This is a genomic window from Microcoleus sp. Aus8_D2 (assembly GCF_036702665.1).
In the GTDB taxonomy this organism is placed as follows: domain Bacteria; phylum Cyanobacteriota; class Cyanobacteriia; order Cyanobacteriales; family Microcoleaceae; genus Microcoleus.
Genome location: NZ_JAUBUN010000027.1, coordinates 9,532 through 30,342 on the forward strand (window position 1 = coordinate 9,532; position 20,811 = coordinate 30,342).

17 protein-coding genes and 1 riboswitch are annotated in these 20,811 nt (G+C 47.7%); of the genes, 7 read left to right on the forward strand and 10 right to left on the reverse strand.

The window, feature by feature from the left end; translation table 11 throughout:
- Positions 1-148 precede the first annotated feature (148 nt).
- Together QUB64_RS20435 and QUB64_RS20440 are read right to left on the reverse strand one after the other, a co-directional pair.
- On the reverse strand, positions 149-817 hold the full coding sequence (locus QUB64_RS20435; protein ID WP_333274280.1) for a YdcF family protein: 669 nt from the start codon (positions 815-817) through the stop codon (positions 149-151).
- Positions 818-1,052: 235 nt separating this feature from the next.
- On the reverse strand, positions 1,053-1,700 hold the full coding sequence (locus QUB64_RS20440; protein WP_333274277.1) for a DUF2301 domain-containing membrane protein: 648 nt from the start codon (positions 1,698-1,700) through the stop codon (positions 1,053-1,055).
- Positions 1,701-1,780: 80 nt separating this feature from the next.
- Here QUB64_RS20440 and QUB64_RS20445 point away from each other — a divergent pair, with 80 nt between their 5' ends.
- Positions 1,781-2,470, forward strand: a complete 690-nt coding sequence (locus tag QUB64_RS20445; RefSeq protein WP_333274274.1) for a hypothetical protein — start codon at positions 1,781-1,783, stop codon at positions 2,468-2,470.
- Between the two features lie 284 nt (positions 2,471-2,754).
- Here the strand turns inward: QUB64_RS20445 and QUB64_RS20450 are convergent, their stop codons facing one another.
- Both QUB64_RS20450 and QUB64_RS20455 read right to left on the reverse strand, forming a co-directional pair.
- Positions 2,755-3,510 (reverse strand): DUF561 domain-containing protein, encoded by a 756-nt coding sequence (locus QUB64_RS20450; protein WP_333274271.1) that lies wholly within the window; start codon positions 3,508-3,510, stop codon positions 2,755-2,757.
- A gap of 621 nt (positions 3,511-4,131) precedes the next feature.
- Positions 4,132-4,941, reverse strand: coding sequence for a creatininase family protein (locus QUB64_RS20455; RefSeq protein WP_333274267.1), 810 nt, complete (start codon positions 4,939-4,941; stop codon positions 4,132-4,134).
- A 181-nt stretch (positions 4,942-5,122) separates the two neighbouring features.
- Here QUB64_RS20455 and QUB64_RS20460 point away from each other — a divergent pair, with 181 nt between their 5' ends.
- Positions 5,123-10,468 carry a PAS domain S-box protein gene (locus QUB64_RS20460; protein WP_333274264.1) on the forward strand — a complete coding sequence of 1,782 codons (5,346 nt, stop codon included), beginning with the start codon at positions 5,123-5,125 and terminating at the stop codon, positions 10,466-10,468.
- 578 nt (positions 10,469-11,046) lie between these two features.
- Here QUB64_RS20460 and QUB64_RS20465 read toward each other — a convergent pair.
- Positions 11,047-11,367: a WGxxGxxG family protein gene (locus QUB64_RS20465; protein ID WP_333274262.1), complete on the reverse strand. Its 321-nt coding sequence runs from the start codon at positions 11,365-11,367 to the stop codon at positions 11,047-11,049.
- Between the two features lie 597 nt (positions 11,368-11,964).
- On the opposite strand from QUB64_RS20465, the gene QUB64_RS20470 reads away from it, so the two are divergent.
- A complete protein-coding gene (locus tag QUB64_RS20470) occupies positions 11,965-12,609 on the forward strand; it encodes a hypothetical protein (RefSeq protein ID WP_293298216.1) in 645 nt (214 codons plus the stop codon).
- A gap of 20 nt (positions 12,610-12,629) precedes the next feature.
- Positions 12,630-13,391 carry a pentapeptide repeat-containing protein gene (locus QUB64_RS20475; RefSeq protein WP_333274259.1) on the forward strand — a complete coding sequence of 254 codons (762 nt, stop codon included), beginning with the start codon at positions 12,630-12,632 and terminating at the stop codon, positions 13,389-13,391.
- Positions 13,392-13,670: 279 nt separating this feature from the next.
- On the opposite strand, the gene QUB64_RS20480 is transcribed toward QUB64_RS20475, so the two are convergent.
- A complete protein-coding gene (locus tag QUB64_RS20480) occupies positions 13,671-14,198 on the reverse strand; it encodes a hypothetical protein (RefSeq protein ID WP_333274256.1) in 528 nt (175 codons plus the stop codon).
- Between the two features lie 83 nt (positions 14,199-14,281).
- On the opposite strand from QUB64_RS20480, the gene pyrE reads away from it, so the two are divergent.
- Entirely contained in the window at positions 14,282-14,857 is a 576-nt protein-coding gene (pyrE, locus tag QUB64_RS20485) for an orotate phosphoribosyltransferase (protein WP_333274255.1), read from the forward strand.
- 436 nt (positions 14,858-15,293) lie between these two features.
- Here the strand turns inward: pyrE and QUB64_RS20490 are convergent, their stop codons facing one another.
- Positions 15,294-16,232, reverse strand: coding sequence for an FkbM family methyltransferase (locus QUB64_RS20490; protein ID WP_333274253.1), 939 nt, complete (start codon positions 16,230-16,232; stop codon positions 15,294-15,296).
- An 85-nt stretch (positions 16,233-16,317) separates the two neighbouring features.
- Positions 16,318-17,691, reverse strand: coding sequence for a phosphomethylpyrimidine synthase ThiC (thiC, locus tag QUB64_RS20495; protein WP_333274250.1), 1,374 nt, complete (start codon positions 17,689-17,691; stop codon positions 16,318-16,320).
- 7 nt (positions 17,692-17,698) lie between these two features.
- A riboswitch (TPP riboswitch) is annotated at positions 17,699-17,795 on the reverse strand.
- A gap of 133 nt (positions 17,796-17,928) precedes the next feature.
- Between thiC and QUB64_RS20500 the strand changes: the two genes are divergently transcribed.
- Both QUB64_RS20500 and QUB64_RS20505 read left to right on the forward strand, forming a co-directional pair.
- A complete protein-coding gene (locus tag QUB64_RS20500; RefSeq protein WP_333274248.1) occupies positions 17,929-19,044 on the forward strand; it encodes a DUF262 domain-containing protein in 1,116 nt (371 codons plus the stop codon).
- Complete coding sequence (locus QUB64_RS20505; protein ID WP_333274246.1) at positions 19,044-19,508, forward strand: HEPN domain-containing protein; 465 nt, start codon at positions 19,044-19,046, stop codon at positions 19,506-19,508. The genes QUB64_RS20500 and QUB64_RS20505 overlap by 1 nt, the downstream gene beginning before the upstream one ends.
- 67 nt (positions 19,509-19,575) lie before the next feature.
- Here QUB64_RS20505 and QUB64_RS20510 read toward each other — a convergent pair whose 3' ends face one another.
- A complete protein-coding gene (locus QUB64_RS20510) occupies positions 19,576-20,136 on the reverse strand; it encodes a Uma2 family endonuclease (RefSeq protein ID WP_333274244.1) in 561 nt (186 codons plus the stop codon).
- A gap of 102 nt (positions 20,137-20,238) precedes the next feature.
- The gene (locus QUB64_RS20515; protein WP_333274242.1) at positions 20,239-20,799 is read right to left on the reverse strand and encodes a Uma2 family endonuclease; all 561 of its coding nucleotides are present in this window, start codon (positions 20,797-20,799) and stop codon (positions 20,239-20,241) included.
- Positions 20,800-20,811 lie beyond the last annotated feature (12 nt).

Below are 20,811 nucleotides of genomic sequence, written 5' to 3' on the forward strand. Positions count from 1 at the left end.
TTTTTTTAAGGGTTCGTAGTGAGGACTTCAGTCCTTTCTTTCCTTGCGGACTAAAGTCCTCACTACGAACCAATTTTTTTAAGGGTTCGTAGTGAGGACTTCAGTCCTTTCTTTCCTTGCGGACTAAAGTCCTCACTACGAACCAATTTTATGCTTTCCAATCTACAAAGCGGGCATAAATATAAGCAATAATTTCTCCTGTCACTGTCCGAAAACCTTCGCTGGATTTCCACCATTCTTGTGAGTTGTAATCTTGCGATTCCGCAGCTATTATTCCGACTTTAATCTCAGGATGCAGCACTTGTTTAAAAACCATCCAACTTCTGCGGGCGTGAGGGCCAAAAGAATAGAGATTAATTGAGTCAACTTTGAGTGTAGAAGTAGAAAGCCAATCTCGAATGGCGATCGCAGAAGCAGCAGTGCGGTGTTTTACAACATTCGGCGCAGGCACAGCTACCACTTTGTCCCGATCAAATCCTAGCGCAATACAAGTCGCAGCGCTCAGTTCAGCATAATTTTTATATTCAGCGAGATAGTAGCCTCTAGCTAGGGGAAGCCCGGTTGTCACCAATTGCCGGTATCCGCCTTTTTTAAATTCCGCGATCGCACTTTCGACTGCATAATCAGGCAACCAGCCTTCCACAACCAGTATATCTGCTTTAATCGGCGCATTTACCGCCAAAAACGGATGAATATTTGTGATGATGAATGTCATTGTAATGATTAAACCTGCGATCGCAATTACCCAACCTTCCCAGGTAATCGCCCACATCTCTCGGCGGCGGATCAGACTAATTTTGATTTTAGGTTTTCGCATTCTGGCACAATTTAGATCGATCGAATTCTTGAGGATTTACGCACAAGTGGCTAGAAACCAGGTTTTTTCCGAAATAAAACCGTCACAGCCCGCAGATTCACTAAAAAACCCGGTTTTTAGAGTTGGAGTGCGATCGCAAACTGTTCTGAGATAAATCAGGCAAATCAATCTAACTTTCCTGGGCGCAATTCCATCCGTTACATCCGCTACAAAATCCGCTGCCGAACTTTTTTTTCTATTTATGTTTAAGATACTCAAAAACACTCTTATCCCCAATATCCTGCGGTATAGCTTGAAAAAACTTGCGAACAGCAAAAATGATGAACAAAATCGCCCAAACCCCCAGTAATAACTGTTCATTTTCCGGCGTCAAAAACCCGAAAATATGTCCTAAAATTAACAGCGGAACTCCCGGAGTCAAAAACTTAGTTTCCAGGCGATTAAAACAGAAAGCTTCCTTAAAAAAGATGCCATTCAAAGCGGCAAAAGTAAAACCAATTCCCCACAAAGTTGCTGGATGTTCGTACACAGCTAAAGCCAAAGGTTCGCTGCTTTGTAAGGCGACAAACAATGCTGCCGCGCCGCCGATCGCCCAAAACGCCTGTAACGTGCGGTGCAGCGCAATCATGTAAATGTGAATAGTTGCCAAGCTAACGCCCAAAGCTATCCAGAAACACGCAAAAACAGGCGTTACAGCTTGGATTGCAGTTGGGTTGTCGCTTTGTTGAAGCACCAGAGTAGCGCCGATCGCCAAACACAGCGCCGCCACCCCCAATCCGGCGCGGTAAATCAGCACTCCCGCGCGATCGCTTTGAGTAATTGTAAACTCGCCGAATTGTCCTTGATACACTTCCGATTCATCAGGCGATTTCAGTAATTGCATCACAGCTTCCTCCTATCAAACACGAATGTACTTCTGCCAATATATACTTTATTTATCAACCGATACAGCGGAACCGAGCGATGCCTAAATTTAACAAGCCTAAACTTAATCAGCCTAAAGTTATCAAATCTCAAGTTAACAAGTCTCAATCTGGCGATCGCCCAAATCACAGCAAATCCCTTCTCTCAAAATCCGAACTTCCTCCAGTTCAGCTTGATGAAACCATTGTAGCAGGCAGAAGACCGAAACAGCCACATGACTTCCAGCGCCTGCTGACGGAATTATCACAATTGAGTTCGGAGTTTGATGATGTAGAACAATTCCACCCTTTCCTTCAAAACCCTCCCTCTTTCGATTTCGCTGAATTTGAACGTAGAATTAGCAAAATTCTTGGCGATCGAGATATCGAAGTCAGCCTTGAAAAATTAGTCAACTATTTCGACTACTTGAAGCAAAATATTCAATTACCGCTCCACGTTACCGGCAACGAAGATTTCCCTTGGGAAGAAGAATATGTAATTGGTGACGGCTGTCAAAAGGAATATGCAAGACTCAAAAAAACCAAACCTTCTTATACCGATACATTTACGATCGACAAGTGGGAGAAGTCAGTTATTCAGGAAAACGGCATATATGTCAATGTCTCCCGTCTCGGCGATCGCCAAAAATTTGTCTTACCTTTAGAAGATTTAAAAGCCGTTGATGAAACTTCTTCAAACTATCAGTTTTTACATGATTATGTCGTGTGGATTGTCAATTTTTATGAATAAACTATTGCGAGATTGGGAATAGTCGGAGATTGAGAGATTGGGAGATTGGGAGATTGGGAGAGGGGGAGAGGGGGAGAGGAAGAGAGTGGGATAATTTTTCCTTCTTCCTTCTTCCTTCTTCCCTCTTCCCTCTTCCTTCTGACTGATGACTGATGACCAGCCTTCGGCTTCGCGAGCGGCTAAAATGACTGATGACTGATGACAACTGAAAACTGAAAACTGAAAACTGAAAACTGTCAAGCGGTCAACTGTCAAGCGGTCAACTGTCAACTCTTCCTTCTTAATTAAATTGAAGTAGCAAAGTGCGATCGCTCGACTTTTGCCAAAGCTTCAACTAAACTGCGAACAGCAGCAATCATCGCCACTTCGCTGTTAAGTTGGCTGACAGCAGAACCGACGCCAACACCCGCAGCGCCGGCGCCAATAGCGAGCGGTGCGGTGACGCTGGAGATGCCGGAAGCGCAGAGTACGGGGACGGATACAGCGCGGGAAATTTCAAAGGCTGCGGCCAAAGTAGGCGCTGCTTTTTCAATCAATCCCAAAGTTCCGGCGTGAATTGGTTGAGCGCTAGTACCGCCTTCGGTTTGGATGATGTTAGCGCCAGCTTTGACTAATTCGGTTGCTAACTGTACTTGTTTGTCGAGAGTTAAAATGTGGGGAACTGTTACAGAAAGAGTGATGTTTGGAAATAGCGATCGCGTTTGGCGAGTCAACTCCAAAACTTCCTCAGCTTCAAAGCGGCGGCCTAGTGCGTAGAAAGCATCAAAGTTGCCAATTTCAATCAAATCGGCGCCTGCTTCTACCGCAGCGACAAACTTTTCTGGTTCTACAGCGGATACACAAATTGGCAAATTTGTCAACTGTTTTGCCATCAATACCAAATCGCGATCGCAAGCAATATCGACAAAGGTCGCACCGCCGAGATCCGCTGCTTTGACGACAGCCGCAACGTTGGCTGCATCAAAATTATTTAAACCGCTGATAATTTTCAGGGCGCGGCCTTGCTCAAATGCGCGCTGCAATTTAGGATTTACACTCATCGTTAGTTTTCCAACTCAGAAAATTTCTTAGAATCATTTTGACACAGATTAGAACAATTTTTGATTTTTATAAGAGAAGTCATCAGTCATCAGTCATCAGTCATCAGTCATCAGTCATCAGTCATCAGTCATCAGTCCTGCCGTCATCAGTCATCAGTCATCAGTCCTGCCGTCATCAGTCATCAGTCATGAGTCATTAGTCATTAGCCATGAGTCATTAGCCATGAGTCATTAGCCATGAGTCATTAGTCATCAGTCATTAGCCATGAGTCATTAGCCATGAGTCATTAGCCATGAGTCATCAGTCATCAGTCATTAGTCATGAGTCCTGCCGTCATCAGTCATCAGTCATTAGCCATGAGTCATTAGCCATGAGTCATCAGTCATCAGTCATTAGCCATGAGTCCTGCCGTCATCAGTCATCAGTCATCAGTCATCAGTCATCAGTCATTTTAGCCGCTCGCGAAGCCGAAGGCTGGTCATGAGTCATTAGTCAGAAGGAAGATTTTTCCCACTCTCCCACTCTCCCATTCTCCCACTCTCCCACTCTCCCATTCTCCCACTCTCCCATTCTCCCCATCTCCCCCATCTCCCCCTCGAATATCACAGACAATCGAGATGCTAGCAAAGCTTATTTCCGGGCTGTCGAAATTTGTACACATCTTTGATAACTTGTACCCAGCCGTCAGAGAGAGATTCCAAAATACGATCGCCCTTTTCCTGAGTCGCCACCGTCGCATCGCCCAACACACCGCTATCAGTCAACTCTCGCGTCAGCCAAGCAAAAGGCAAATTACCTTCCATACTCAGCAAACTGTCAGCAGGCAAATCCCTCGGATATTCGCAAACTGCTCGATCCATTTTCACCTGTTCGGGCAAAATTGACAACATCAAACTCGTTTCTGCATCTCCGGCGTGAATTCCCAATTCTAACTCCTTGGCGGTTAGTAATTCAGCAGCCACATTCGGCACCCGCCAAACAAACAGCGGAAACACCGAAAAATCCTGATATTTTTGATGAATATCTCGCGCCGCAATTTCCATTACCTGCGGCTGTCCGCCGTGAGCATTCATTAACACTAATTTCCGAAATCCTGCCCGGTAAATACTGTCAGCAATTTCGCCAATCACCGCTAAAAGTGTCTGAGCGCTGAGCATAATTGTGCCTGGAAAATGCCAGTGTTCGTTGGATTTTCCGCAGTACAAAGGTGGCAAAGCGTAAGCGGGAATATTTGGATCTAACTTGGCGAGTGCTTGGCCAGTCACCGCCGCGCTAATTGCCGCATCTACAATTAAAGGCAAATGGGGGCCGTGTTGTTCGATCGCACCTAGCGGCTGAATTATCACTGTATTTTCCTTGTCCGGCATCGCCTGAATTTCTGTCCAAGTCAGATATGGAAAAAAACGCGATTCTGGAATAAGATTGTGCATTTTGTGGCAGCCAGCGCAAAGACAAACAAAGCATCGACTAGCGGGAAAACTCAAAAGTAATTCCAAAGATAGATAACTGCTTCTGTCTGTGGGTAGATAATACAATATAGCAGATGGTTTACTTCTGCGCTAACAGAACGATCGCCCGACAAGACCGAAAGACGCAGAGACGACTACATTGATGGAACCTTGGCAAACCACACGCCCTAATTTAACCGACATTCCGATCGCCGAGGAACTGTCGGGCCGCCCCCGTCGATCGCCAGATCTGCAATCCGAAAATCGGGCGCTGCAAACTCTTGCCCGTCAACTCGCAACCTCGCCTCACACCCTCCTCAAAACATTGGTGGCGATCGCGAGAGATTTGTGCGGCGCAGGCAGCGTCGGAGTCGGTTTGTTAGCAGAAAATGCCAGTTCCGAACAAATCTTGCGGTGGGAAGCCTTGGCGGGCGCGTGGGCAGCGGCAGGACACACAAATACACCTCGGACATTGCGTTTGCCCGGAGCAAGTTTAGACTGGCAAACTCCCCAGCTTTACTTCCATCCAGAACAATACTTTACCGATTTGCAGCAGCTCGAAATGCCGATCGCCGAAGCATTAGTCGTGCCGCTGCGATCGGAAAAGCAATCGCTGGGAGCAATCTGGATTGTCTCTCACGATTCGCGCCAGTTCGATGCCGAAGATTTGCGGCTCGCGATCGTCCTGGCAGATTTTGCCGTTGCCGCCCTAAAAGTCGATCGCGCCGATCGCACCGCTTCAGCTTTGCGAGAAAGCGAAGAACGCTGGCAGTTAGCCTTGCAGGGCAACAATGACGGCATTTGGGATCATAATTTACAAACAAATTGCCCTGTAGTGAGCGATCGCTGTTTAGAGATTTTGGAACGCAGGCGCGAAGAATTCACAGACTTCAGTCAATTTTTGACCTTCGTTCATCCCGATGATGTGGAGAGAATGGAAAGCACTTGGCAGCAGCACTTGCAGCGAGAAACCTCCCATTACTGCTGCGAGTACCGCATCCTCTGTCCTGACGGGCGCTATAAATGGGTTTTAGCCAGAGGGCGAGCAATTTGGGATGAGTCGGGCAATCCCGTGCGCGCCGTCGGATCGCTGACAGATATCAGCGATCGCAAACAAATAGAAACCGCCTTCCAACAAAGCGAAGAACGTTTGAGCGTCGCCATCGAAGGCTCAGGTATGGCAACCTGGGATCTAGACGTGCAAAGCAATCGCGTAATTTGGTCGGCTAACCATTTCAGGATTTTCGGCTGCGAACCGGCATCGGACGGTGAAACAACGATCGCAATGTGGAAAAAATGCGTGCATCCAGACGACTTAAAGCAAGTCCTGCACGCAGTTAAAACAGCTCGGAAAACGCGATCGCTCTACGCAATCGAATACCGGATCGTGCGCGCAGACAACGGAGAAATCCGTTGGTTGAGCGTGTTCGGGCGCTATTTCTACGACACCGCAGGCGTTGCAGTCCGGTTTGTCGGAGTAGTATTTGATGCTACCGATCGCAAAAGAGCTGAAATCGCCCTGCACCACAGCGAGCAAACCGTGCGCCGCCAACTGGCAGAAATTGAGTCTATTTACCAAACAACTCCCGTGGGTTTGGCCGTTTTAGACACAGATTTGCGGTTCGTGCGGCTCAACCAGCGGCTGGCAGAAATTAACGGCCTCTCCGTTGCAGCCCACATCGGCCGCAGGGTGCGCGAAATAGTCCCCGACTTGGCAGACAAAGCCGAATCTTTGTTGCGCCGAATTCTCGAAACCGGAGAAGCGATTCGGAATTTTGAACTCAGGGGTGAAACGGCTTCTCAGCCTGGTATGGTTCGCACTTGGCTGGAGAATTGGTTGCCGCTCAAAGACGGGGGCGGGGAGATTGTCGGGATTAATGTCGTGGTGCAGGAAATTACCGATCGCAAAAAAGCCGAACTCGATTTGCAAGCAAGCAACGAGCGCTTTGAGTTAGCGACAAGGGCGATCGACGGCATCCTGTTTGAGTGGAATTTCGCAGCTAACTCAGTTTACCGTTCCGAAGGACTGTACTCCCTGATCGGCATCCGCCCTGAAGATGCACCGCCAACTCCAGAGTGGTGGAAAGAACGCATCCATCCCGTCGATTTGGCGTGCATCCAGGCCGAAGCGCCATCAATCTTAAAACAGGAGCGCTACGAAGGCGAGTACCGCATCCGGCACGCAGACGGGCGCTGGATCGATGTTTGGGAACGCGGCTGTTTGATCCGCAACCAGCAAGGCGAAGTGACCAAAGTTGTCGGCTTCACCACCGACATCACCAAGCGCAAACAAGCAGAAGCCGCACTGCGCGATCGCGAAACCCACTTACAGTTAATTCTCGACAGCGCCAAAGACTACGCCATCTTCACCCTCGACACAGGCGGACACTTTACCAGTTGGAACGCAGGCGCAGAGAGGATGCTGGGCTATACCGAAGCCCAAATCGTCGGGCACCACGGACGAATTATCTTCACCCCAGAAGACTCTGCCGCCCGCAAGCCGGAAACAGAAATGCACCTAGCCCTGACTCAGGGAAAAGGAGAAAACGAGCGCTGGCACCTCCGCCAAGACGGCAGCCGCTTTTGGGGCAGCGGGCTGGTGATGCCCCTCCGCGACGCAGGCGGCGAAGTGCAAGGTTTCCTGAAAATTATGCAGGACAAAACCGATCGCCGGCAAATAGAAGAAGCACTGCGGCAAAGCGAAAATCGCTACCGCACCCTCGCCGATGCCGTCCCCCAATTAATGTGGATCAACACCGCCGACGGCAGGTTAGAGTTTTGCAACCAGCACTGGCAAACCTACACGGGCTGGATGCCAGAATTGCCTCTCTCTGAGCCGGTGCTGGAATTATTTCATCCTGAGGATCTGCCCGCAGTTGTCGCCACGCGCAACCAGGCGATTCAAGCAGGGCAATCCTACGAATTTGAATGTCGGGTGCGCAGGTTTGACAGCACCTACCGCTGGCATCTAGCGCGACTTGTGCCCGTCAAAGACGCGGGGGGACAAGTGGTGCAATGGGTTGGGATCGGGATTGATATTGACGATCGCAAACGAGCCGAAGAAAGCTTAGCAGAAAGCGACCGCCGCTTCCGCTTCCTGGCGGAGTCTCTCCCCCACCTGATTTGGAATATCGGCCCCGCCCTGGAAATTCGCTTTGTCAATCAAAAATGGACGGAATATCTGGGAATATCTTACCAGGAAGCCTCTCAAAACAATTGGGAATCAGTGGTGCCACCGTCGGATTTGGCAGAATCTAGGGCCCGCTGGCAAGAATGTCAAATTACCGGAGAAGTTTATCAAGTTGAGCTGCGCCTGCGGCGCGCATCCGACCAAATGGAACGCTGGCATTTGTGCCGCGCCCTTCCAATTCGCAACGCCGGGAATGAGATTGTCGAGTGGATTGGCACAAATACCGACATTCACGATCGCAAAAGGGCCCAACTCAACGAGCAGTTTCTCTCAGGCCTCGAAATCCGGTTGCGCCAGCATTCCCATCCCGCAGAAATGTTGTGGGAAGCCACCAGCTCTCTGGGAGAATATTTACAGGTCGATCGCTGCGTGTGGCACGAAATCGATCCCTCCGTCCAACTCGCAATAGTCGATCGAGACTGGCACCAGCCGGGGCTTGCCAGCCTCGCCGGTACCTATCAAATCTCAAATTTTAAGACGGCAGAAATGAAAGCTCTGGCTTTGGCAGGTCAAACACTTGTCATCCCAGATATCGCTAATTGCCCGGAGACAGCGCATTTTATCGATAACTACGGGGGTCTTGGCATTCGCGCTTTACTCGATGTTCCCTGCCTTCAGGAAGGGCGCTGGGTGGCTCTTTTGGTGGTGCTATCACAGGAGGTGCGGCACTGGCAGCCCGATGAAGTTTCGTTGATGCAAGAAGTGGTGGCTCGTCTCTGGAGTTTGATCCTGCACGCGCGAGCCATGCAAGACTTGCACGAAAGCGAGGATCGGTTCCGCGCTCTCGCTGACAATATCGCCCAGTTGGCTTGGATGACAGATCCCACAGGCTGGATTTTCTGGTACAACCAGCGCTGGTTTGACTACACGGGCACCACCCTAGAAGCAATGCAAGGCTTGGGCTGGCAGCAGGTTCACCACCCGGAACACCTCGATCGCGTGATGGCAAAATTTAACGGCTGCATTGACAGGGAAGAGCTTTGGGAAGATACTTTCCCCCTGCGCGGCAAAGATGGATCGTACCGCTGGTTTCTCTCTCGCGCGGTGCCGGTGCGCGACGATCGAGGCAAGGTGCTGCGCTGGTGCGGTACCAACACCGACATTACCGATCGCCTCACAGCAGAAGAGGAACGAGAACGCCTCCTAGCTCGGGAAAAGGCAGCCAGGGAGGAAGCAGAACGCGCTAACCGCGTCAAAGACGAATTTTTGGCTGTTTTGTCCCACGAATTGCGGACTCCCTTAAATCCGATTCTGGGCTGGGCTAAGCTGCTGCAATCGAACTGTCTCACACCGGAAAAGCAGGGTTACGCCCTACAAACGATCGAGCGCAACGCTAAACTGCAAACCCAACTCATCGAAGATTTGCTCGACGTGTCGCGGATTCTGCAAGGCAAAGTCAGCTTGAATATTGTACCTGTGGATCTAGCTGGGGCGATCGACGCGGCGATTGAAACGGTGCGTTTGTCGGCCCAAGTCAAGTCGATTCAAATCAGCGCTGAATTTGCACCAAATGTCGGCCCGGTGTGGGGCGATGCGGGCAGGCTTCAGCAGGTAGTCTGGAATTTGCTGTCAAATTCCGTCAAATTCACCTCCTCCGGAGGCAAAATTACAGTCAAGCTCGATCGCGCTGACAACGACGCCCAACTGACTGTAACTGATACGGGGAAAGGCATTGAACCTGATTTTCTGCCCTACGTCTTCGACTATTTCCGGCAAGCAGACAGCACGATTACGCGCAAGTTTGGCGGATTGGGTTTAGGATTGGCGATCGTCCGCCATCTCGTCGAACTCCACGGCGGCACAGTCAAATCCGACAGCCCCGGCGAAGGACAAGGCGCGACATTTACCGTCAGGATACCTCTGATGCCCCTACAACCTCCGACAATTCCTGCGGAGACGGCTGGGGAGTCCTCCTTCAATTTGAGCGGTATCCGCGTATTAGCGGTGGATGACGATGCCGATGCGCGAGATTTGGTGGTTTTTCTGCTGGAGGATTGTGGCGCCAGCGTGACAGCAGTTGCTAACGCTGGCGATGCCTTAAAAGTGTTAACTCAATCTGTCCCGGATATACTGTTGAGCGATATTGGAATGCCCGACACCGACGGTTATATGTTGCTGCGACAGGTGCGGGATCTGCCGCCAGAGCAAGGCGGACTTGTGCCCGCGATCGCCCTTACAGCTTATGCTGGAGAAATTGACTACCAGCAAGCCCTGGCTGCGGGGTTCCAGCGGCACCTTTCTAAACCTTTAGATCCTGACAAGTTGGTGCAGGCGATGTTGGATGTACTCGTCGAGCGATCGGGCCAAACCATTTTTTAAACTTGTTTTTGCGTGCTAAAAACGTGAAGCAAGAAACGAAAAAACCCAAAAAAAGGAGTAATCGTAGGGTGCGTCGCCGTTAAAAATCCCTCAGCAAAAACAGACAATCTCATAGCGACGCACCGGGGATCTTCAATAGTTAAGCAAACAACCATGGGTGCGTCGCCGTTAAAAATCCCTCAACAAAAACAGACAATCTCCTAGCGACGCACCGGGGAGCTTCAAGAGTAATCGTAGGGTGCGTCGCCGTTAAAAATCCCTCAACAAAAACAGACAATCTCCTAGCGACGCACCGGAGAGCTTCAAGAGTTAAGCAAACAACCATCAGTTTCACTCTCGCTCAACAATTACGTGGGTTCGATACTATTGAGAAATAAATAAAAATAGGTTTGCTCGTTCGGAATGCAAGTCCTCTCTTGGTCTGAGGACTTGCATTCCTCACTACGAACCAATTGATTGCCGATCGTATCAATAAAAAAACCTCACAGATGGAGGTTTTTTGATGATTGTTGGTGCTATTCGGACAGGTTAAAACATCCTGTCCCTGCATCATGCCCACAGCCCGTTATACTCTAGCATTAACGGTAATCTGTACGAACTGCTGGATCGCGATCGCCCGTTGTAGTGGTATAGCGGACATTTTCTTCGCGTTTGCGGGGCATCAAACCGAGCAAACCGGACAAGCCGAGCAAGCCCAACCATCCCCAATCGAAATCGCGATCGTTCTCAGCACTGTAGACATCGGAGCGAGGAGTAGTGGTAGTAGTAGTTGTGTCTCTGCTGTTAGTACCCGGAGCTGTATTTGTCTGAGCCGAAGCCGGCAGATGAGCTGGTACAATGGCTAAACCAGCAGCGATAATACCTGCACCGATTGCTTTGGATAAGTCAGAACGTTTCATAATTCAAATGCTCTCTGTTGGCAAAAATCTTTAACTATCATGACTATATCTATTGCCTTTTAAACTTAAATCCACCTGTAGCAGTAAAGATTGATAAACTCCAGCTCCTACTACAGATTGATATCCGATTTTTAGCTAATATCAATACTGAAAAGTACGGTTACGCATAGATGGCATCTGAAATCCCTAGGGACATGGCACTGCGCCGTGTCCGAGGCGTGTCAAATTAAGTCCAAAAACCTTTGTATCCCTCGTTTGTATCCAAGTCTAGATCCCCCTCGCATCCCCCGGATAGTCGGGGGACTTTGATACTCTTTTCCCTCCTGATAGTTGAGGGCTTTGATGCTCTTGTCCCCCCCTTTTTTAGGGGGGCGCCTGGGAGAGCTGACCCCAATCGTCAGACAGCAGGCTGGAACTACGTTTGATCTTAAGTTGACACTTTCAAAAAGGCTTTCGCGTCAGTCTAGGGCGCCGCTAAACTTTCAAGCACCGATAGAAATTGCCAGCAGCACCTGTTGAGGTGTGCTTTGATAGTGCGGTACACTCAGATGTTGCACGTACCACAGTTACACACCCTGACGGGCGGAGAAAAACAAATTGGGAATAGAGCTACGCAGCTACGTATTTCTAGACAACTTGCAGCCGCAGCACGCAGCATACATCGGCACAGTCGCCGCCGGATTCTTGCCGCTGCCGGGGGATGCGTCGCTGTGGATAGAAATCTCGCCCGGTATCGAAATTAACCGAATTACCGATGTCGCCCTCAAATCAGCCTCGGTGCGCCCTGGAGTGCAGATAGTCGAGCGCCTGTACGGCTTGCTGGAAGTACACTCGGGCCAGCAGGGCGAAACCAGGGCCGCAGGCAAAGCAATTCTAGAATTCATCGGAGTCCGTAGAGAAGAATGTATCAAACCGCGAGTAATTTCCAGTCAAATTATTCGCAACATCGACCCCCACCAAACGCAATTAATCAACCGCAGCAGGCGCGGACAGTTGTTGCTAGCGGGACAAACGCTTTATGTCTTGGAAGTAGAACCGGCAGCCTATGCAGCGCTAGCTGCCAATGAAGCAGAAAAAGGCGCATCGATTAACATCTTAGAAGTTCAGGCTGTGGGCAGTTTCGGGCGGCTTTACCTCGGCGGAGCAGAACGAGATATTATCGCAGGTTCCCAGGCAGCAATTGCGGCGGTGGAAAGCGTGTCGGGTCGGGAAAATCCAGCAGTTTTTGGTCGCAAGGAATAGCGGTTATAGGAGATGCAATTATGGCAAATACACAGCATTTAGCGCTGCTAAAAAAAGGTGCAGTTACTTGGATTGAATGGAGAAATCTCAACCCCAACCTCGAACCGGATCTGAGCGAAGCCAACCTGGCTGAATCTAATCTTAGAGGTGCGTATCTTGGGCGGTCTAACCTTTTTAAAACAGACTTATTTAAGGCTAAATTAATTACAGCAAACCTCGCCGAATCTAATCTCAGTTTAGCAAATCTTGCTGGAGCACAACTCCTCGATACTAAATTAGTTAAAGCCAATTTAACGGGAGCAAATCTCCGAGGTGCAGACCTCCGGGGGGCAGATTTGAGCGGTGCTAATTTAATTGGGGCGGACATCAGTGGTGCGATTCTCCAGCAAACCGATTTAGGAGATGCGAATTTAATCGGGGCGGCAATGTTTCGAGTTAATGCGATCGGCGTAAACCTCAATCATGCTAATCTCAGTCAAGCCAATCTCAATCAAGCCGAATTGATTGAAGCACATTTTTACGCAGCCAATTTCTCTAAAGCCAACCTCGGGGAAGCTCACTTCACGGGAGCATATCTTTTTAGAGCAAATCTCTGTTTTGCGGACTTGAGTGCTGCCGATTTCCGCTGGACAAACCTCGGCAAAGCTGATTTGAGAGGGGCGAATTTGACCGGGGCAAATCTCAGAGGAGCGAACTTGGCGGGAGCTAATCTGGGCGGCGCTCATTTGAAAGAAACAATCATGCCAGATGGCAGCATTGTTTCATCATCAGTAAGTTCGTAGTGAGGACTTCAGTCCTTGGTGTGACTTTTACTATTCGTAGGGTGCGTCGTTATGAAAAATCCCTAAATTCTAATCGACAATCTCTTTCTTGACGCACCTTACCCTTAGACATGGGGCGGAATGAAACGGAGGGTTGTGTGTACTCCGCTGGCGATGGCACAGGTGCGGATCTATGAGATTGTCGATTTTATGCGAGGGATGTTGAATGGCGACGCACCCGAAGACTTTGAGTCAAGCCGGACTAAAGTCCTTACTACGAACCAATTTTCTCATCGGTAATTAATTTCTACCAGCCGGTGATTGATTGTACAGTCCTCTAACCGGGCCTGGAGCTGCCTGTGGCTCTTGCTGCTGTCCTGGAGGCGCAAACGGCTCTTGAACTCCGGCGGGAGTGGCGAAACAGCCGCTCGCTTGAGGTGCTAGCTGACAAGATGGAGGCAGCGCCATGACTGAGGCGTCAAAGGGATTGGTGGCATCCGGGACACGGAGAATCGGATCGCTGGAAACTTGCCGCTGCATTACTCGTCGGTACATCCCGTTAACGCGGCTGGCATCCCGCTCGATTTCTTTTTCGGGAAAGGCAACCACTCCGCTGGGGGAACCGATGCCTAAATAGTCGCCAAAGTATCCTTGCAAGCTGACGTTGTGGTAAAAGTCTCCTGAAGCTTCAAAGAATTGTCGGTTGAAGTCGTCGCTAATCGGGTGAAATCGAGCTGGTTCTGCTTGGGCTCCTTTGACGGATGCTACTGTGGCAGAGGCGATCGCCAGAATCAACGCACTGCTCAGGCTTTTTAACTTTTGACTCATATATTTCAGCTTCTAGATTAATTACGGTTCCAATATAAACTGATTATCGGCGGATTATTTGTGTTTTCTACACGGTGTAAGTTATGGATGCTGCTGATTTAAAGGTGTTGCGCGATCGACTTTTGGATTTGTTGTGCGAGTTTGCGTACCGCGAAGGCGACTTTGTGCTGTCTTCGGGGCAGAAAAGTTCTTATTATATCAACTGCAAACCGGTGACTTTGCACGCTGAAGGTGCTTTGGCGACGGGGCGCGTACTCCTCTCGATGCTACCGGATCAAGTGCAAGCTGTGGGCGGTTTGACGTTGGGTGCTGACCCGATTGTAACTGCTGTGAGTGTGGTTTCGGCTCTGGAAGGTCGATCGATTCCGGCGCTAATTGTCCGCAAAGAGACCAAGGGACACGGCACAATGGCGTATATTGAGGGCCCAGTGTTGCCTGAGGGGACGAATGTGGCGGTGTTGGAAGATGTCGTAACGACGGGTAAATCGGCGATGCAGGCGGTGGAAAGGTTGCGGGGTGCGGGCTATAAAGTCGATCGCGTGTTGTCTGTGATCGATCGAGAGCAAGGTGGAGCCGAGTTGTATCGCGAGCAGGGATTGGATTTTCAGGCCGTTTTTACGATCGCGGATCTCAAGGAATGGCTTAGTAGCAAAAAATAGGGATGTAAATTTACATAAACGTAAATCCCGCAGGGGCGGGTTCACCCTTATTTCTGCTTTTAAAGCAGAGGATTTGTAAACCCGCCCCCACCCAACCAATTAGCTTTGTGCTACAGGTTCCTCAGCCAAAAACTTCTCTAACTCAGTCAAAGCATCCGCATCAACTTTCGTCTGCATCGAACAGAACTCCGCAGTTTTGTAGATATAGCCTTTCGAGCGAAAGATGGAGTAAGTAGAAGGAATTCGTCAAGCGTGAAGTCGTCTGAAGCAAGAAGACATACACAGCAAGCTTGAGCGCGAGCCGTATTTTACGTTTTATGAGGTGGCTTTACTTACGCCGAAACCTGTGTTGTCAAGTTTTTGAAGTCTAATTGTGTACCTCCAGAAACCCAAGAACCGCTAGCTCCGCGCTGGGCTAGCGATTTCCTATATGTTATTACACTAAGGCGGAGTAGTATTTAGTCAGTGCTTTTTTTATTTCAAGAACAACATTTAACGGTGCATGATTCAAGGCTTGTTGTAGCAGAGAACCTGCTAAGTCGCGAAATCCTAAAACGCTCATAATACTGGCATCACGGAGACAGCCCTGCCAATTCTGTGTTTCTTCCATAAAAGCTATTTCTTGGCGGACATAATAAGCTTCTCCCCAGAAAAGCTGCCCTCCCTGTGCAGAGATAGGAACTGTTCGCCCATCAAAAAATTGTACGTCTTTGTATTTGAATGCAGATTTTTCTGGTGAATTGCTATAGTGGCAAAGGTCTGTTAATCGCCACAGTACAAATCCTCGTTTACGCAGGAAGGAATCGATCTCACCGAAAAGGGGCTGACCAACATAAATTGGGTTAAATTCTACTTCTATTTGTAAAGCCCGGACAGAGGTCAAACAAGTCTCACCTCCTTCTAAAATTCCTAATTCAGACCCTTGAGTATCAAGTTTAATGAAATCTACATGATTAATATCTGAACAGGAAAACCAGCTATCCAGAGTAGTTAACTCAATTTCTATTTCATTAACTAATTCGGCACAAGCTAAAGAAGGCGTAGAATTGATTAATGATAAGTCAGGCTTGTACAAAGAACTACAAGCTGGCTCCTTAGTTAAAAAAAGTTGCTTTTTGCACGGGTAAGGCCCGAGACCTTTAGCAACAAACTGTACATTACAAGCACCCCCATAGCTATTTTTTAAATGCTCACATTCCGCAGCGTCTGGGTCAAACCCTATCAGGGTAGCATGGGAACCAAAAATAGACCAAGCATCCGCAAATCCCCACCGACAGCCTACATCTAGAATAACTAAACTCTCTTCTATATATTGGGCTAAAGAAGCAATTATTGGTAATTGAGATGCAATTACTGGCTTATTTTCACTAGACATAGATTGTAATGAACCTTTTTAATTTTTTCATAATTTTAAAAACTTGATTGAGCAATCAAGGTGGGCAATGCCCACCTGATTAATATTAGCTTAGCGCTACAGGTTCCTTAGCAAGAAACTTCTCCAACTCAGTCAAAGCATCGGCATCAACTTTCGTCTGCATCGGACAGAACTTAGGCCCGCACATCGAACAGAACTCCGCAGTTTTGTAGATATCCGCCGGCAAAGTTTCGTCGTGATATTCCCGCGCTCTTTCTGGATCGAGCGATAGCTCAAATTGACGGTTCCAATCGAAATTGTAACGCGCTTTCGAGAGTTCGTCATCGCGATCGCGCGCACCCGGACGGCCGCGCGCAATATCCGCAGCGTGAGCCGCAATTTTGTAAGCAATCAGCCCGTTTCTGACATCCTCAGCATTCGGCAATCCCAAGTGTTCCTTCGGTGTCACGTAGCACAGCATAGCAGTACCGTACCAACCAGCCATCGCCGCCCCAATCGCTGAGGTAATGTGGTCGTATCCAGGTGCAATATCAGTCACCAACGGCCCCAAAACATAGAAGGGTGCTTCCGAGCATTCCTCCATTTGTTTCTTGACATTAAACTCAATTTGATCCATAGGTACGTGGCCAGGGCCTTCCACCATTACCTGCACGTCATGTTCCCAAGCTTTGCGAGTTAATTGTCCCAAAGTTTTGAGTTCGGCTAATTGAGCTTCATCCGACGCATCGTGAGTGCAACCGGGGCGCAAAGAATCTCCCAAACTAAACGAAACATCGTATTTTTTGAAGATTTCAATGATGTCGTTAAAGTGAGTGTAGAGAGGATTTTGTTTGTGGTGGTGCAGCATCCACCGCGCCAAAATCCCACCGCCGCGAGAGACAATCCCAGTAATCCGATTTCTCACCAAGGGTAAATGCTCAATCAGAATTCCGGCGTGAATTGTTTGGTAATCAACACCTTGTTGAGCGTGTTTGTCAATGATATGCAGGAAGTCGTTCGCCGTCAGACTTTCCATATTACCGTGAACGCTTTCTAAAGCTTGGTAAATCGGTACAGTGCCGATGGGAACCGGTGAAGCTTTGATAATCGTAGTGCGAATTTCATCCAAATTGCCGCCGCCGGTGGACAAATCCATCACGGTATCAGCACCGTATTTAACTGCTAGTTTAAGCTTGTCAACTTCTTCTTCCATATTGGAAGAGTTCGGAGATGCACCGATGTTAGCATTGACTTTGCATTTAGACGCAATGCCGATCGCCATCGGTTCCAAATTCGTATGATTGATGTTAGCCGGAATAATCATCCGTCCCCGTGCTACTTCGGCGCGGATCAATTCTGCTGGGAGATTTTCTCGCTTAGCAACATAGTCCATTTCCTCAGTGATGACACCTTGACGGGCGTAGTGCATTTGAGATACGTTGCTGTGCCCCTGACGCTTAGCGATCCATTCGGTACGCATATCTTATGTCCTTAATAAACAGCTTCCCTCCGCTGGTATTACCCAGACTCAGGTTCTAAGGGTGTTTTCTCAGCCCGGATCTTCGGGCACCCCTAGCTAAGCTGTTGATTGTATCACCGATTTCGGCGCGCGACAGCAGCAAGTAAGGAAATCTTAATATTGAGAGATAGATGAGGGAGCGAGCGAGGGCGAAAGAGGATTGGCTATAATAGAGTAATTCAGAGTAGGTAAAGCGGTATGTCAGATCGAGGTCAGACAATTACGACACAAGAGCAAGAAACTATCAAGGAGGAAAACTTGATTGAAAATAGTCTGGAAGAGGAGTCAGATGAAAAAATTATCTTCAGATACTCCATCACCAGTTATGGAGCGGACTATACCCTTGATAGTCTTGTTAGACGCATCCAAGACGGCAGCATATATGTCCCTTCATTCCAAAGGGCTTATGTCTGGAAAATTAATGATGCCTCCCGTTTTATCGAATCTCTTTTGCTAGGTCTTCCGGTTCCAGGAATATTCCTCTCAAAAGAGCAAGACACGCACAAGTTGTTAGTGATTGATGGATTGCAGAGGTTGCGTACACTTCAGTATTTTTATGAGGGAATCTTTGACCCCACCAAAAGAGAGTTTGCCCTAAAAAATGTGCAGTCAAAGTTTGAGGGGGCTACATACAAGTCTTTGCCATCAGAATATCGGCGGAGTTTGGATGATTCGATATTACACGCTACGATTGTCAAGCAAGATGAGCCTTCTGATGATAACAGTAGCATCTATCATATTTTTGAACGGTTGAATACAGGGGGTAAAATACTCACCTCTCAAGAAATTAGAGCCTGTATTTATCATGGGGAATTCAAAGATTTACTTAAAGAATTAAATGAAAATAATTCATGGCGAGACATTTTTGGAAAATCTGACTCAAGAATGCGGGATGAAGAACTTATTCTTCGATTTTTGGCACTATATTTTAATGGTGATAATTATCACAAGCCAATGAAAGAATTTCTCAATCAATTTATGGGTAAAAATCAACGTTTAAAGTTATATTCATCGCCTCAAATAAAACAAACATTTGAGCCAACTATTGAAGTTATTCATCAATCTCTAGGTGAGCGAGCTTTTAAACCCAATAAGTTGATTAATGCTGCTGTTTTTGACGCTGTGATGATAGGTATAGCCCGCAGATTAGAACAAGGTAAAATTGATAACAGCGAAACATTAAAAGATCTATATCAAAAACTTTTGAATGACGAAAAATTCCGTCGTTTGACAGTTGATACAGCTCGTACTACTGAGGAGGATGCTGTTAATAGTAGAATTGAAATTGCTACCAAAGTTTTTGCTGCATTGTAATGAAAAACAAAGACATCATCAGCAATAAGCAGAGACTTGACAATTTATTTAAAAAAATTACAGCTTTCTCAGCAGATACCGATATTCAATCTCATTGGGCTAGATATTTATGTATTTTAGTATCGGGATTTTTAGAGACTTCTGTGCGTATAATTTATAGAGAGTATGCTAGAAATAAAGCCATACCACAAGTGGCTAACTTTGTTGAGGGGAAGCTAGAGGATTTTCAGAATCCTAAGATGGAGAAAATTATTCAATTAACAGGGTTGTTTAGCAAAGAGTGGGAAAATGATCTGAGGCGCGAAACAGAAGGTGAACTAAAAGATGCAGTTGATAGTATTGCCAATAACAGGAATCAGATTGCACATGGTGGTTCAGTTGGAATCAGCTACAGTCAGATAAAAAGTTACTACGCTCGGGCTATTAAGGTAATTGAGTTGATCGAAAATCAATGCAGTAAATAATGACGGAATTCCTGTAGGGTTCAAGGTCTGAATTGTAAGTTATGTGTTTGCAAAAAGTCCGTTCGCCCTAACCCAAGATTAAATCAATACTCACTGCAAAATCGGGAAAAGCCAGCGGCGCAACTTGTTGACCTCGTTCAAATTTTTGTATTAAAGTATAGCCATTTGCCGCAGGCTCGCGGTAAACTTCTAAACAGTTTTCCTCAAGCTCCCACAACCATACTTCCTGAATGCCCGATCGCGCATAGTTCGGTACTTTCATATCGCGATCGAAATCAACAGTGCTATCTGAGACTTCTACTAAAAGCAACACTTCAGACGGTATTGGATGCGCTGTAGCGTAGTAGTCAGAACGAGGTTGCAGCAAGACAACATCCGGTTGAGGTTCAGTCCTTTCTGACAACTGAATTGGATCTTGAACACCCAAAATAGCACGTCTTCTCTCCAGATCGGAGAACACAGCGATCAGACGCTTTACACAACTTGCATGACGAGTCCCAATTGCTGCCATTTCGATAATTTCTCCTTCGATCAATTCAACTCTGTCATCTTCACCAAAAACACCAGCCTCACTCATCAGGTGATATTCTTGCACTGTAAATAGTCGTCTTTTTATTTGAACAGACATAACTATTCTCCTTTGTAAACAGTCGATCTAAGTTTACCATGTTCGTCTGTAGTATTCAATATTGTCCTGTACGCGCGGCGCAGCTATTCCTAGGGAATTACCCTAACCCAAGATTAAATCAATACTGACTGCAAAATCGGGAAAAGCCAGCGGCGAAACTTGTTGTCCCCGCTCAAACTTTTGTATTGAACTATAGCCATTTGCCGTGGGATTGCGGTACACTTCTAAACAATTAACCTCAAGATCCCACAACCATACTTCCTGAATCCCCGATCGCGCATAATTCGGTACTTTCACATCCCGGTCATAATTAACGGTACTATCTGCTACCTCTACCAACAGCAAAACATCCTCGCTATTTGGCAGGGATTCTTCGTAAAAATCAGCGCGACGTTGTACTAAAGCAATATCAGGTTGAGGTTCAGAATTATCGCCAAGACTAATCGGATTTTGCACCCGGATAATAGCACGTGTTCGCACCCGATCGCCAAAAAACTCTGTAAGGCGATCGACACGGGCGGCGTGGCGCCTACCAATTGCTGCCATTTGGATAATTTCTCCTTCGATAAGTTCCACTCGTTCGCGATCGCTAAAAACGCCAGCCTCACTCATCAGGTGATATTCTTGCACTGTAAATAGCCGTCTTTGCATTTTCACAGACATAACTATTCTCCT